This is a genomic window from Promicromonospora vindobonensis (genome assembly GCF_042685865.1).
Lineage (GTDB): Bacteria > Actinomycetota > Actinomycetes > Actinomycetales > Cellulomonadaceae > Promicromonospora > Promicromonospora vindobonensis.
Window position 1 is genome coordinate 3,220,486 of sequence record NZ_JBHUOG010000002.1, and the last position, 11,931, is coordinate 3,232,416.

The following is an 11,931-nucleotide window of genomic DNA, read 5'->3' on the forward strand; positions in this document are numbered from 1 at the left end:
TCAGTTGCTCTCCTTGAAGGGGAAGCCGAGACGGCGCAGCAGGGAGCGGCCCTCGTCGTCGGTCGTCGCCGTCGTCACGACCGTGATGTCCATACCGCGGACGCGGTCGATCTTGTCCTGGTCGATCTCGTGGAACATCGACTGCTCCGTGAGACCGAAGGTGTAGTTGCCGTGGCCGTCGAACTGCTTGGGCGACAGACCGCGGAAGTCGCGAATACGCGGCAGCGCGGTTGCCAGCAGACGGTCCAGGAACTCCCACATGCGGTCACCGCGAAGCGTCACGTGCGCACCGATCGGCATGCCCTCGCGCAGCTTGAACTGCGCGATGGACTTACGAGCCTTGGTGACCTGCGGCTTCTGACCGGTGATCGCCGAGAGGTCGCGGATAGCGCCCTCGATGAGCTTCGAGTCCTTGGCCGCGTCGCCCACACCCATGTTCACGACGATCTTCGTGAGACCGCCGGCCTGGTGCAGGTTCTTGTGGCCGAACTCCTCGATCAGCGCCGGGAGGATCTCCTCGCGGTACTTCTGCTTGAGGCGCGGCAGGGCCGGGGCCTCGATGGTCGTCTCGGTCATCAGATGTCCTTCCCGGAGCGCTTCGCAACGCGGATCCGGACGGTCTTGGTACGACCGTCGCGCTCCACCTGCTCCTCGCGGTACCCGACGCGGGTGCCCTTCTTGGACTCCGGGTCGACGATCATCACGTTGCTCACGTGGATCGGCGCCTCGACCGTCTCGATGCCACCGGTGCGGGCGCCGCGCTGCGACTGGCCCACCTTGGTGTGCTTCGTGACGCGCTGAACGCCCTCGACCACGAGGCGGTCGGAGTCCTTGAAGACTTCGAGCACCCGGCCGGTCTTGCCCTTGTCACGACCCGAGATCACGATGACCTGGTCGCCCTTCTTGATCTTCGCCATGGTCAGAGCACCTCCGGTGCCAGCGAGATGATCTTCATGAACCGCTTGTCGCGCAGCTCACGACCCACCGGGCCGAAGATGCGGGTGCCGCGAGGCTCGCCGTCGCTCTTCAGGATGACGGCGGCGTTCTCGTCGAACTTGATGTAGGAACCGTCGGGACGGCGGCGCTCCTTGGCGGTCCGGACGACGACGGCCTTGATGACGTCGCCCTTCTTCACGTTGCCGCCTGGGATCGCGTCCTTGACGGTGGCGACGATGGTGTCGCCGATTCCGGCGTAGCGACGGCCGGAGCCACCGAGAACGCGGATGCAGAGAATCTCCTTGGCACCCGTGTTGTCGGCGACCCGAAGTCGCGACTCCTGCTGGATCATTTGAATGAACTCCTGTCGTCGAACTGGTTCTCGCGCGGACTGTTTCCGGCGAGCCTGGCCGAACGGATAGTTACTGTGCTGGCCGGGACGGCACGCGTACGTGTGTCACGCACCGCCCCAGCCGGGATAGAAGTCCTTACTTGGCCTTCTCGAGGATCTCCACGAGCCGGAACCGCTTGGTAGCGGACAGCGGGCGGGTCTCCATGATGACGACCAGGTCGCCGATACCGGCGCTGTTCTGCTCGTCGTGCGCCTTGACCTTCGTGGTGCGACGAATGACCTTGGCGTAGAGCGGGTGCTTCACCCGGTCCTCGACCTCGATCACGATGGTCTTGTCCATCTTGTCGCTGACCACGTAGCCACGGCGCACCTTGCGCGTCGCACGCTGGGCCTCGGGGGCCGCAGCAGTCGTGTTCTCGCTCATTGCCTCACTCACTCACGCTCGGAGCCGTACGGATGCCGAGCTCGCGCTCACGCAGGATCGTGTAGATCCGAGCGATGTCGCGACGCACGGCCTTGAGACGACCGTGGCTCTCGAGCTGGCCGGTCGCCGACTGGAAGCGGAGGTTGAAAAGCTCCTCCTTGGCTTCCTTCAGCTTGGCGACGAGAGTCTCGTCATCCATGCCATCCAGATCGATGGGGGCAAGCCCCTGCGTACCGATAGCCATCAGACACCACCCTCGCGCACCACGAAACGGCACTTCATCGGGAGCTTGTGCATCGCGCGGCGCATGGCCTCGCGTGCAAGGGACTCGTCAACACCGGCCAGTTCGAAAACGATCCGACCCGGCTTGACGTTAGCGACCCACCACTCCGGCGAACCCTTACCGGAACCCATGCGGGTCTCGGCAGGCTTCTTCGTCAGCGGGCGGTCCGGGTAGATGTTGATCCACACCTTGCCGCCACGCTTGATGTGGCGAGTCATTGCGATACGCGCCGCCTCGATCTGGCGGTTGGTGACGTACGCCGGCTCCAGAGCCTGGATGCCGAAGTCGCCGAACGCGATCTGCGTGCCACCCTTGGCCGCGCCGGAGCGCGACGGGTGGTGCTGCTTGCGGTGCTTGACCCTGCGCGGGATCAGCATGGTCAGGCCTCCGTTCCGGTCTCTGCGGCCGGTGCAGCAGCTGCCTCAGCCGCGGGGGCTGCCTCAGTGCTGCGCTCGGCCGGACGCTCGTTGCGACGACCGCCACCGCGACGCTCGCCACCGCGCTCGCCACGCTCGCCGCCGCGCTCGCCACGGCCACGGCCCTGACGGGGAGCGGCAGTAGCCTGCTGAGCGGCGAACTCCTTCTCGGTGACCTCGCCCTTGTAGATCCACACCTTCACGCCGATGCGGCCGAAGGTGGTGCGGGCCTCGTAGAAGCCGTAGTCGATGTACGCGCGGAGCGTGTGCAGGGGCACGCGGCCCTCGCGATAGAACTCCGAGCGGCTCATCTCCGCGCCGCCGAGGCGGCCGGCGACCTGCACGCGGATGCCCTTCGCGCCGGCACGCTGGGCGGACTGCATGCCCTTGCGCATCGCGCGACGGAAGGAGACACGGCTGGCCAGCTGCTCGGCAATGCCCTGAGCAACGAGCTGCGCGTCGATCTCCGCGTTCTTGACCTCGAGGATGTTGAGCTGAACCTGCTTGCCGGTGAGCTTCTCGAGCTCGCCGCGGATGCGGTCTGCCTCAGCCCCTCGACGGCCGATCACGATGCCCGGACGTGCCGTGTGGATGTCCACGCGGACACGATCGCGGGTGCGCTCGATCTCAACCTTGGAGATACCTGCACGCTCGAGACCAGTGCTCATGAGCTTGCGGATCTGAACGTCCTCACGGACGTAGTCGCGGTACCGCTGACCGGGCTTGGTGCTGTCGGCGAACCAACGCGACCGGTGGTCAGTCGTAATACCCAGGCGGTACCCGTGCGGGTGAACCTTCTGTCCCACTATCGGGCCCCTTCCTTGTCGGCGAGCACCACGGTGATGTGGCTGGTGCGCTTAAGAATGCGCGTAGCACGTCCCTGAGCCCGCGGGCGGAAACGCTTGAGCGTCGGCCCCTCGTCCACGAACGCGGCGGAGACGACCAGGTCGCCCTCGTCGAAACGTTCGCTCGCGCGGTCGGCCTTCACCCGAGCGTTGGCGATCGCGCTCTCCACAACCTTGCGGATCGGCTCGCTGGCGGCCTGCGGTGCGAACTTCAGCACCGCGACGGCCTCAGAGGCCTGCTTGCCACGGATGAGGTCCACGACGCGCCGGGCCTTCTGGGGCGTGACACGGACGAACCGCGCCTGCGCCTTGGCTTCCATTGCTGTCCTGCTTCCTTTTCTCAGACAGTCCAGATCATCACTGCTATGGCGGGGAGAACCCCACGCCTCAGCGGCGACGACCCTTCCTGTCGTCCTTCACGTGGCCGCGGAAGGTCCGCGTGGGAGCGAACTCGCCGAGCTTGTGGCCGACCATCGACTCGGTCACGAAGACCGGGACGTGCTTGCGACCGTCGTGCACGGCAAAGGTGTGACCGAGAAAGTCGGGCGTGACAACCGACCGACGGGACCAGGTCTTGATTACTGTCTTGGTCCCCTTCTCGTTCTGGACGTCCACCTTCTTCTGGAGGTGGTCGTCTACGAAGGGGCCCTTCTTCAGGCTACGAGGCATGTTTCAGGCTCCTATCAGCGCTTCTTGCCGGTACGACGGCGACGGACGATCATCCGGTCGCTCGACTTGTTCGGACGGCGGGTACGACCCTCCGGCTGGCCCCAAGGGCTCACCGGGTGGCGTCCACCGGACGTCTTGCCTTCACCACCACCGTGGGGGTGGTCAACCGGGTTCATGGCGACGCCACGCACGGTCGGGCGCTTGCCCTTCCAGCGCATGCGGCCGGCCTTGCCCCAGCTGATGTTCGACTGCTCGGCGTTACCGACCTCGCCGACCGTCGCGCGGCAGCGCAGGTCGACCATCCGGATCTCGCCGGACGGCATGCGCAGCTGCGCATAGGGGCCGTCCTTGGCAACGAGCTGCACCGACGCACCGGCCGAACGGGCGATCTTCGCACCGCCACCGGGCCGAAGCTCGATGGCGTGGATGACCGTACCGGTCGGGATGTTGCGCAGCGGCAGGTTGTTGCCGGGCTTGATGTCGGCACCCGCACCGGCCTCGATGCGGTCGCCCTGCGACAGCTTGTTCGGCGCGATGATGTAGCGCTTCTCGCCGTCCGCGTAGTGCAGGAGCGCGATGCGCGCCGTGCGGTTGGGGTCGTACTCGATGTGAGCGACCTTCGCGGGCACGCCGTCCTTGTCGTGACGACGGAAGTCGATGACTCGGTAGGCGCGCTTGTGGCCGCCGCCCTTGTGGCGCGTCGTGATACGACCGGTGTTGTTACGGCCACCGGTCTTGCTCAGCGGGCGGATCAGCGACTTCTCCGGCTGCGAGCGTGTGACCTCGACAAAGTCGGCAACGCTGGAGCCACGGCGGCCGGGCGTCGTCGGCTTGTACTTACGGATTCCCATGGAAACCTGTCCTCAATCGTCTCTCGTCAGCTCAGCCGACCGGACCGCCGAAGATGTCGATCGTGCCCTCGCGGAGGGTGACGATCGCACGCTTCGTGTCCTTGCGCTTGCCGAGGCCAAAACGCGTGCGACGCGTCTTGCCCTTGCGGTTCATCGTGTTCACCGACGCGACCTTGACGCTGAAGACCTTCTCGATAGCGATCTTGATCTCGGTCTTGTTGGCGCTCGGGTCCACGATGAAGGTGTACTTGCCCTCGTCGAGAAGGTTGTAGCTCTTCTCGGAGACGACCGGCGCGAGCAGGATGTCGCGCGGGTCCTTCACGGTGACGGTCACTTGGCAGTCTCCTCGGTGATATCAGCCTCGGACCCGATCTCCGACTCAGTGGCGACAGCCTTCGCACCCTTGGTCGGGCCCTCGAGGAACGCGGCAAGCGCACCCTCGGTGAAGATGACGTCGTCGGAGATGAGCACGTCGTAGGTGTTCAGCTGGTCAGCGACCAGGAGGTGCACCTCGGGAACGTTGCGCAGGGACCGATGCGTCGCGTCGTCACCGCGGAGCGTCACGACGAGCACGTTGGCACGCGTCGTCAGCTTCGTGATCGTGGCGAGCGCCGTCTTGGTCGACGGAACACCGTCGATGCCGAAGCCGGCAACGACGTGCACGCGGCCGGCACGGGCGCGGTCCGAAAGCGCACCGCGGAGAGCGGCAGCCTTCATCTTCTTCGGGGTGCGCTGGTCGTAGCTGCGCGGCTGCGGGCCGTGAACGACGCCACCGCCGGCGAACTGCGGAGCACGCGTCGAACCCTGGCGGGCGCGACCGGTGCCCTTCTGCTTGTACGGCTTACGGCCACCACCGCGAACCTCGCCACGAGTCTTCGTGGACGCTGTGCCCTGGCGGGCCGCTGCGCGCTGCGCAACAACCACCTGGTGGATCAGCGGGATGTTCACGGCCACGTCGAACACCTCAGCAGGGAGCTCGGCGGTGCCGGACTTCTTGCCCTGGGCGTCCAGGACGTCGACAGTCAGAGCGGACATCGGGTTCACGCTCCCTTCGCGGCGTTACGCACGAGGACGACGCCACCCTTGGGGCCGGGAACTGCGCCCTTGACGAGCAGCAGACCCTTCTCTGCGTCGACCGCGTGAACGGTCAGGTTCTGGGTGGTCTGACGGTCATTACCCATCCGACCCGCCATCCGCATGCCCTTGAAGACTCGCGACGGCGTCGAAGCGCCACCGATCGAGCCAGGCTTGCGGTGGTTACGGTGCGCACCGTGGGAGGCACCCACGCCGGAGAAGCCGTGACGCTTCATCACACCGGCGGTGCCCTTGCCCTTGGTCGTGCCAATCACGTCGACCACAGCGCCGGCCTCGAAGGCCTCAGCGGTGATCTCCTGGCCGAGCGTGAACTCGCCAGCGTTCTCGGTGCGGATCTCGGCCACGTGACGACGAGGCGTCACACCGGCCTTCTCGAAGTGGCCCTTGAGGGGCTTGGTGACCTTGCGCGGGTCAACCTGGCCGGTCGCAAGCTGGACAGCCGCATAACCGTCGGCGTCCACCGTGCGGACCTGGGTCACCACATTGGTGCCCACGGAGACCACGGTCACCGGCACGAGGCGGCCTGCCTCGTCCCAGAGCTGGGTCATACCAAGCTTGGTCCCGAGCAACGCGGTCACGTTCTTCTGCTGGTTGGTCATGATGTCCTCCAGCCTCAGAGCTTGATCTCGATGTTCACGTCCGCCGGCAGGTCGAGTCGCATGAGCGAGTCGACGGCCTTGGGCGTGGGATCGATGATGTCGATGAGCCGCTTGTGCGTACGCATCTCGAAGTGCTCACGGCTGTCCTTGTACTTGTGAGGCGACCGGATCACAACGAAGACGTTCTTCTCCGTCGGCAGCGGCACCGGACCCACGACCGTCGCACCAGCGCGAGTGACCGTGTCGACGATCTTGCGCGCCGAACTGTCGATCACCTCGTGGTCGTAGGACTTGAGCCGGATGCGGATCTTCTGTCCCGCCATGGCGTCGTCTGACTCTCTCTCTCGAACCGCTACTGTCCGACCCACGCACTCGGGCGTGTCGCTTAAAGCGGCACAGCCGGGCGCATAACACCATCGCTGGTGCCGGGGCCGTTGGGAAGTGATCTCGTCCTGGCTGTACAGCCAGAACCGACCACGACGTTTGCCGAGCCTGCTCGGAACAGTCCCTCCGGAAGACCGGAGGACGTGTGCTCCGCGGGGCGCCTCGTACGCATCGAATAGCAGGCGATAAACCCCGCGACCCCTCGCCCGGTTTTCCCCGGGAGGGTGACCGCTCCAGCCTCTGCTGATCCCGAACGATCCGGGACCAAGGACTGCGGTTCTGCACACTGTTCGACACTTGAAAGAGCGCGCCTGTGACAGGCAACTATGCAATCTTGCCACACGACTCCGCATGTACCAAACGGAGGACCGTGTGACGCCTGCTACTACGCGATGAGGCCCGGGCGCCGAAGCACCCGGGCCTCATCGTTCAGCTGACTTCCGTCAGATGAGTCTGTGCTCCAAGATCACTTGATGATCTTGGTGACACGGCCTGAACCGACCGTGCGGCCACCCTCGCGGATGGCGAAGCCCAGACCCTCCTCCATGGCGATCGGCTGGATGAGCTCGACCGACATCTCGGTGTTGTCGCCGGGCATGACCATCTCGGTGCCCTCGGGCAGCGTGATGACGCCGGTGACGTCCGTGGTGCGGAAGTAGAACTGCGGGCGGTAGTTCGAGTAGAACGGGTTGTGACGGCCACCCTCGTCCTTGCCCAGGATGTAGACCTGAGCCTCGAAGTTCGTGTGCGGGGTGATCGAACCCGGCTTCACGATGACCTGCCCGCGCTCGACGTCCTCGCGCTTGATGCCACGCAGGAGCAGACCGGTGTTGTCGCCGGCCTGTGCCTGGTCCATCTGCTTGTGGAACGTCTCGATGCCCGTGACCGTGGTCTTCTGCGGCTCGCGGATACCGACGATCTCGACGTCAGAGTTGACGTCCAGCGTGCCACGCTCGACCTTACCGGTGACGACCGTGCCACGACCGGTGATCGTGAAGACGTCCTCGATCGGCATGAGGAACGGCTTGTCGAGGTCGCGCACCGGCTCCGGCACGTTCTCGTCGACAGCGTTCATCAGCTCGACGACCTTCTCGACCCACTCGGCGTCGCCCTCGAGAGCCTTGAGGCCCGAGACGCGAACGACGGGCGCGTTGTCGCCGTCGAACTCCTGCGAGGAGAGCAGCTCACGGACCTCCATCTCGACGAGCTCGAGGATCTCCTCGTCGTCGACCATGTCGGACTTGTTGAGCGCCACGAGCAGGTAGGGCACGCCGACCTGACGGGCGAGCAGCACGTGCTCACGCGTCTGGGCCATCGGGCCGTCGGTCGCGGCAACCACCAGGATCGCGCCGTCCATCTGCGCGGCACCGGTGATCATGTTCTTGATGTAGTCGGCGTGACCAGGGGCGTCGACGTGCGCGTAGTGGCGCGCCGGCGTCTCGTACTCGATGTGCGCGATGTTGATCGTGATACCGCGCTGCTTCTCTTCCGGCGCGGCGTCGATCTCGTCGAAGTTGCGCTGCGTGTTCGCCGGAAGGTCCGGGTACTTGTCCGCAAGCGTCTTCGAGATCGCGGCGGTCAGCGTCGTCTTACCGTGGTCGACGTGACCGATCGTGCCGATGTTGACGTGCGGCTTGGTCCGCTCGAACTTGGCCTTAGCCACTGGGGTCCTCCTGGGACTTGGGTAGATGTTCCGAACGTTGCAGATGCTCGGCCAAGAAGCCTACAACTGCGGGGCGTGCGGTTCTTCCTACAGGTTGGTTGTGCGGGTCGACCTGTGGGGACTCACTCGCCCCGGGTCTTCTTGATGATCTCTTCGGCAACTGCCTTGGGAACCTCGGCATAGCTGTCGAACTGCATCGAGTACACCGCGCGGCCCTGGGTCTTCGACCGGAGGTCGCCGATGTAACCGAACATCTCGCTCAGCGGCACCTGGGCGCGAACGACCTTGACACCGGTCGCGTCCTCCATGGACTGGATCATGCCACGTCGGGAGTTGATGTCGCCGATCACGTCGCCCATGTACTCCTCGGGCGTACGCACCTCGACGGCCATGACCGGCTCGAGCAGGACCGGGTCGGCGCGCTTGACGCCTTCCTTGAAGACCATCGAACCGGCAATCTTGAACGCCATCTCCGAGGAGTCGACGTCGTGGTACGCACCATCGATCAGCGACGCCTTGACGCCGACGACCGGGAAGCCTGCCAGGACACCCTGCTGCATGGCCGACTGGATACCAGCGTCCACGGACGGGATGTACTCACGGGGGATGCGGCCACCGGTGACGGCGTTCTCGAACTCGTAGAGCTCGCCCTCCGTCGTCTCCAGCGGTGCGAAGGTCACCTGGACCTTCGCGAACTGGCCGGAACCACCGGTCTGCTTCTTGTGCGTGTAGTCGACCTTCTCCGCAACGCGGCGAATGGTCTCGCGGTAGGCGACCTGCGGCTTACCGACGTTGGCCTCGACCTTGAACTCGCGACGCATACGGTCCACGAGGATGTCGAGGTGGAGCTCGCCCATACCGCCGATGACGGTCTGGCCGGTCTCGTCGTCCAGGCGCACCCGGAACGTCGGGTCCTCCTGCGCGAGCTTCTGGATAGCGGTCGACAGCTTCTCCTGGTCGGCCTTCGTCTTCGGCTCGATCGCCACGTCGATGACGGGCTCCGGGAAGCTCATCGACTCGAGGATGACCTGGTTCGCCGGGTCGGACAGGGTGTCACCGGTGGTGACGTCCTTGAGCCCGATGAACGCGTAGATGTGGCCCGCGTGTGCTTCCTCGACCGGGTTCTCCTTGTTGGAGTGCATCTGGAAGAGCTTCCCGATGCGCTCCTTCTTGCCCTTGGTCGAGTTCTGCACCTGTGCGCCCTGCGCGACCTTGCCCGAGTAGACGCGGACGTAGGTCAGCTTGCCGAAGAACGGGTGCGTGGCGACCTTGAACGCGAGGGCCGAGAACGGCTCCGACTCGTCCGGGCGACGCTCGACGATCTTCTCCGGGTCCTTGACGTCGTGGCCCTGGACGGCCGGGACGTCGAGCGGGGTCGGCAGATAGTCGATCACGGCGTCGAGCATGGGCTGCACGCCCTTGTTCTTGAACGCCGAGCCACACAGCACCGGGAAGGCCGCCGAGCTGATGACGAGCTTGCGGATACCGGCCTTGATCTCCGGGATCGTCAGCTCTTCACCGGCGAGGAACTTCTCGAGCAGCTCGTCGTCAGCCTCGGCGACGGCCTCGATGAGCTGAGCGCGGTACTGCTCAGCCTTCTCGACCATGTCGGCCGGGATCTCCTCGACCTCGTACTCCTCGCCCATCTTGGTGTCGCCGCGCCACGTGAGCGCCTTCATCTCGATGAGGTCGACAACGCCCTCGAAGTCGTTCTCAGCACCGATCGGGAGCTGGATGACGAGCGGCTTCGCCTTGAGGCGGTTGATGATGGTGTCGACGGTGAAGTAGAAGTCCGCACCGAGCTTGTCCATCTTGTTGACGAAGCAGATGCGCGGGACGTCGTACTTGTCCGCCTGGCGCCAGACCGTCTCCGACTGGGGCTCGACGCCCTCCTTGCCGTCGAACACGGCAACGGCACCATCGAGCACGCGGAGCGAACGCTCCACCTCGACCGTGAAGTCGACGTGACCCGGCGTATCGATGATGTTGATCTGGTTGTTCTTCCAGTAGCAGGTCGTCGCGGCGGACGTGATCGTGATGCCGCGCTCCTGCTCCTGCTCCATCCAGTCCATCGTCGACGCACCGTCGTGCGTCTCACCGATCTTGTAGTTCACACCCGTGTAGAACAGGATGCGCTCGGTCGTCGTGGTCTTGCCGGCATCGATATGGGCCATGATGCCGATGTTGCGGACCTTGTTCAGGTCAGTCAGCACGTCGAGTGCCACGGTGTCTTACCCCTTGGTCTGAAGGTGGGCTGGGGGCCGGCGGTCAAGCATCCACCGACGGCCCCGGGGTAACCCGGGGCCGCTCGGAAGCTACTACCAGCGGTAGTGCGCGAAGGCCTTGTTGGAGTCGGCCATCTTGTGCATGTCCTCGCGGCGCTTGACCGCAGCACCGAGACCGTTCGACGCGTCGAGGATCTCGTTCATGAGACGCTCGGTCATCGTCTTCTCGCGACGAGCGCGGGAGAAGTCGGTGAGCCAGCGCAGCGCGAGCGTGGTGGCACGCGTGGGGCGGACGTCGACCGGCACCTGGTACGTGGCGCCACCGACGCGGCGGGAGCGCACCTCGAGCGCGGGGCGGACGTTGTCCAGCGCGCGCTTGAGGACCACGACCGGGTCGCCGTCGGTCTTGGAGCGGACACCCTCGAGGGCGCCGTAGACGATCGCCTCGGCGGTCGACTTCTTGCCGTCGAGCAGGACCTTGTTGATCAGCTGCGTGACAACCGGGGACCCGTACACCGGGTCAACGATGAGCGGCCGCTTCGGGGCCGGACCCTTGCGGGGCATCAGCTCTTCTCCTTCTTGGCGCCGTACTTGCTCCGACCCTGCTTGCGACCCTTGACACCCTGGGTGTCGAGAGCGCCGCGGACGATCTTGTAACGGACGCCGGGAAGGTCCTTCACACGGCCGCCGCGCACGAGCACGATCGAGTGCTCCTGCAGGTTGTGGCCGACACCGGGGATGTACGCGGTGACTTCGGTACCGGAGGAGAGCTTCACGCGCGCGACCTTACGGAGCGCCGAGTTCGGCTTCTTGGGGGTGGTGGTGTACACGCGTGTGCACACACCGCGCCGCTGAGGAGAGGCATGAAGGGCCGGCGTCTTGGACGCCGTGACCTTCGATGTACGCCCCTTGCGGACGAGCTGCTGGATCGTAGGCACTACGTCTCCGTCGTCTTCTTGAGCTTCGGCGACGCCCTGCCGGCGTCCCCGTCGATGGTTTGGCTTGTGCGTGCCGATCGCATGCGGCACCCACAGCCCCCACGGGGACTGCTACGCCACGTACCACCGGCTCGATGGCCCGGATCCACCATCGGGGCACGACGTGCCCCGGAGGATTACACCGGGATGCCCACGCACTCACATCGGCCGCTTCCGAAGCTGCCCTGCGGCGGCCTTCAAGAGGTGCGGCC

General features: G+C 65.4%; 18 protein-coding genes. All 18 read right to left on the bottom strand.

Features of this window, described 5'->3' with window-relative positions; translation table 11 throughout:
* Complete coding sequence (rplE, locus tag ACFS27_RS27615) at nucleotides 1–576, bottom strand: 50S ribosomal protein L5 (protein WP_253869169.1); 576 nt, start codon at nucleotides 574–576, stop codon at nucleotides 1–3.
* Nucleotides 576–917, bottom strand: a complete 342-nt coding sequence (rplX, locus tag ACFS27_RS27620) for a 50S ribosomal protein L24 (protein WP_253869170.1) — start codon at nucleotides 915–917, stop codon at nucleotides 576–578. The genes rplE and rplX overlap by 1 nt, the downstream gene beginning before the upstream one ends.
* A gap of 2 nt (nucleotides 918–919) precedes the next feature.
* Complete coding sequence (rplN, locus tag ACFS27_RS27625; protein ID WP_253869171.1) at nucleotides 920–1,288, bottom strand: 50S ribosomal protein L14; 369 nt, start codon at nucleotides 1,286–1,288, stop codon at nucleotides 920–922.
* 136 nt (nucleotides 1,289–1,424) lie between these two features.
* Nucleotides 1,425–1,712 (bottom strand): 30S ribosomal protein S17, encoded by a 288-nt coding sequence (gene rpsQ, locus ACFS27_RS27630; RefSeq protein WP_253869172.1) that lies wholly within the window; start codon nucleotides 1,710–1,712, stop codon nucleotides 1,425–1,427.
* A gap of 4 nt (nucleotides 1,713–1,716) precedes the next feature.
* Nucleotides 1,717–1,956 (bottom strand): 50S ribosomal protein L29, encoded by a 240-nt coding sequence (gene rpmC, locus ACFS27_RS27635; RefSeq protein ID WP_116673593.1) that lies wholly within the window; start codon nucleotides 1,954–1,956, stop codon nucleotides 1,717–1,719.
* On the bottom strand, nucleotides 1,956–2,372 hold the full coding sequence (gene rplP, locus ACFS27_RS27640; protein WP_020016120.1) for a 50S ribosomal protein L16: 417 nt from the start codon (nucleotides 2,370–2,372) through the stop codon (nucleotides 1,956–1,958). Before rplP ends, rpmC begins: the two co-directional genes overlap by 1 nt.
* Nucleotides 2,373–2,374: 2 nt before the next feature.
* On the bottom strand, nucleotides 2,375–3,217 hold the full coding sequence (gene rpsC, locus ACFS27_RS27645; protein WP_377190336.1) for a 30S ribosomal protein S3: 843 nt from the start codon (nucleotides 3,215–3,217) through the stop codon (nucleotides 2,375–2,377).
* A complete protein-coding gene (gene rplV / locus ACFS27_RS27650; protein ID WP_116673591.1) occupies nucleotides 3,217–3,576 on the bottom strand; it encodes a 50S ribosomal protein L22 in 360 nt (119 codons plus the stop codon). The genes rpsC and rplV overlap by 1 nt, the downstream gene beginning before the upstream one ends.
* 67 nt (nucleotides 3,577–3,643) lie before the next feature.
* Nucleotides 3,644–3,925 carry a 30S ribosomal protein S19 gene (rpsS, locus tag ACFS27_RS27655; RefSeq protein WP_357473565.1) on the bottom strand — a complete coding sequence of 94 codons (282 nt, stop codon included), beginning with the start codon at nucleotides 3,923–3,925 and terminating at the stop codon, nucleotides 3,644–3,646.
* A gap of 14 nt (nucleotides 3,926–3,939) precedes the next feature.
* Nucleotides 3,940–4,776, bottom strand: a complete 837-nt coding sequence (gene rplB / locus ACFS27_RS27660; protein WP_377190338.1) for a 50S ribosomal protein L2 — start codon at nucleotides 4,774–4,776, stop codon at nucleotides 3,940–3,942.
* 31 nt (nucleotides 4,777–4,807) lie between these two features.
* The gene (gene rplW / locus ACFS27_RS27665) at nucleotides 4,808–5,110 is read right to left on the bottom strand and encodes a 50S ribosomal protein L23 (RefSeq protein WP_129788480.1); all 303 of its coding nucleotides are present in this window, start codon (nucleotides 5,108–5,110) and stop codon (nucleotides 4,808–4,810) included.
* Nucleotides 5,107–5,811, bottom strand: a complete 705-nt coding sequence (rplD, locus tag ACFS27_RS27670) for a 50S ribosomal protein L4 (protein WP_377190340.1) — start codon at nucleotides 5,809–5,811, stop codon at nucleotides 5,107–5,109. The genes rplW and rplD overlap by 4 nt, the downstream gene beginning before the upstream one ends.
* Nucleotides 5,812–5,816: 5 nt before the next feature.
* Complete coding sequence (rplC, locus tag ACFS27_RS27675; RefSeq protein ID WP_377190342.1) at nucleotides 5,817–6,470, bottom strand: 50S ribosomal protein L3; 654 nt, start codon at nucleotides 6,468–6,470, stop codon at nucleotides 5,817–5,819.
* Nucleotides 6,471–6,484: 14 nt separating this feature from the next.
* Entirely contained in the window at nucleotides 6,485–6,793 is a 309-nt protein-coding gene (gene rpsJ / locus ACFS27_RS27680; protein ID WP_019146773.1) for a 30S ribosomal protein S10, read from the bottom strand.
* Between the two features lie 527 nt (nucleotides 6,794–7,320).
* Complete coding sequence (tuf, locus tag ACFS27_RS27685; protein WP_377190344.1) at nucleotides 7,321–8,517, bottom strand: elongation factor Tu; 1,197 nt, start codon at nucleotides 8,515–8,517, stop codon at nucleotides 7,321–7,323.
* A 122-nt stretch (nucleotides 8,518–8,639) separates the two neighbouring features.
* Nucleotides 8,640–10,742, bottom strand: coding sequence for an elongation factor G (gene fusA / locus ACFS27_RS27690; protein WP_377190346.1), 2,103 nt, complete (start codon nucleotides 10,740–10,742; stop codon nucleotides 8,640–8,642).
* 93 nt (nucleotides 10,743–10,835) lie between these two features.
* A complete protein-coding gene (gene rpsG / locus ACFS27_RS27695) occupies nucleotides 10,836–11,306 on the bottom strand; it encodes a 30S ribosomal protein S7 (protein WP_182620558.1) in 471 nt (156 codons plus the stop codon).
* Complete coding sequence (gene rpsL / locus ACFS27_RS27700) at nucleotides 11,306–11,680, bottom strand: 30S ribosomal protein S12 (RefSeq protein WP_108492305.1); 375 nt, start codon at nucleotides 11,678–11,680, stop codon at nucleotides 11,306–11,308. Before rpsL ends, rpsG begins: the two co-directional genes overlap by 1 nt.
* Nucleotides 11,681–11,931 lie beyond the last annotated feature (251 nt).

What these genes read in the sequence shown, in the direction of transcription:
- rpsG (WP_182620558.1), bottom strand. Translation starts at nt 11,306, where the DNA reads ATGCCCCGCAAGGGTCCGGCCCCGAAGCGGCCGCTCATCGTTGACCCG.
- rpsJ (WP_019146773.1), bottom strand. Translation starts at nt 6,793, where the DNA reads ATGGCGGGACAGAAGATCCGCATCCGGCTCAAGTCCTACGACCACGAG.
- rpmC (WP_116673593.1), bottom strand. Translation starts at nt 1,956, where the DNA reads ATGGCTATCGGTACGCAGGGGCTTGCCCCCATCGATCTGGATGGCATG.
- rplN (WP_253869171.1), bottom strand. Translation starts at nt 1,288, where the DNA reads ATGATCCAGCAGGAGTCGCGACTTCGGGTCGCCGACAACACGGGTGCC.
- rpsS (WP_357473565.1), bottom strand. Translation starts at nt 3,925, where the DNA reads ATGCCTCGTAGCCTGAAGAAGGGCCCCTTCGTAGACGACCACCTCCAG.
- rplP (WP_020016120.1), bottom strand. Translation starts at nt 2,372, where the DNA reads ATGCTGATCCCGCGCAGGGTCAAGCACCGCAAGCAGCACCACCCGTCG.
- rplD (WP_377190340.1), bottom strand. Translation starts at nt 5,811, where the DNA reads ATGTCCGCTCTGACTGTCGACGTCCTGGACGCCCAGGGCAAGAAGTCC.
- rplC (WP_377190342.1), bottom strand. Translation starts at nt 6,470, where the DNA reads ATGACCAACCAGCAGAAGAACGTGACCGCGTTGCTCGGGACCAAGCTT.
- rplV (WP_116673591.1), bottom strand. Translation starts at nt 3,576, where the DNA reads ATGGAAGCCAAGGCGCAGGCGCGGTTCGTCCGTGTCACGCCCCAGAAG.
- rplE (WP_253869169.1), bottom strand. Translation starts at nt 576, where the DNA reads ATGACCGAGACGACCATCGAGGCCCCGGCCCTGCCGCGCCTCAAGCAG.
- rpsQ (WP_253869172.1), bottom strand. Translation starts at nt 1,712, where the DNA reads ATGAGCGAGAACACGACTGCTGCGGCCCCCGAGGCCCAGCGTGCGACG.
- rplB (WP_377190338.1), bottom strand. Translation starts at nt 4,776, where the DNA reads ATGGGAATCCGTAAGTACAAGCCGACGACGCCCGGCCGCCGTGGCTCC.
- rplX (WP_253869170.1), bottom strand. Translation starts at nt 917, where the DNA reads ATGGCGAAGATCAAGAAGGGCGACCAGGTCATCGTGATCTCGGGTCGT.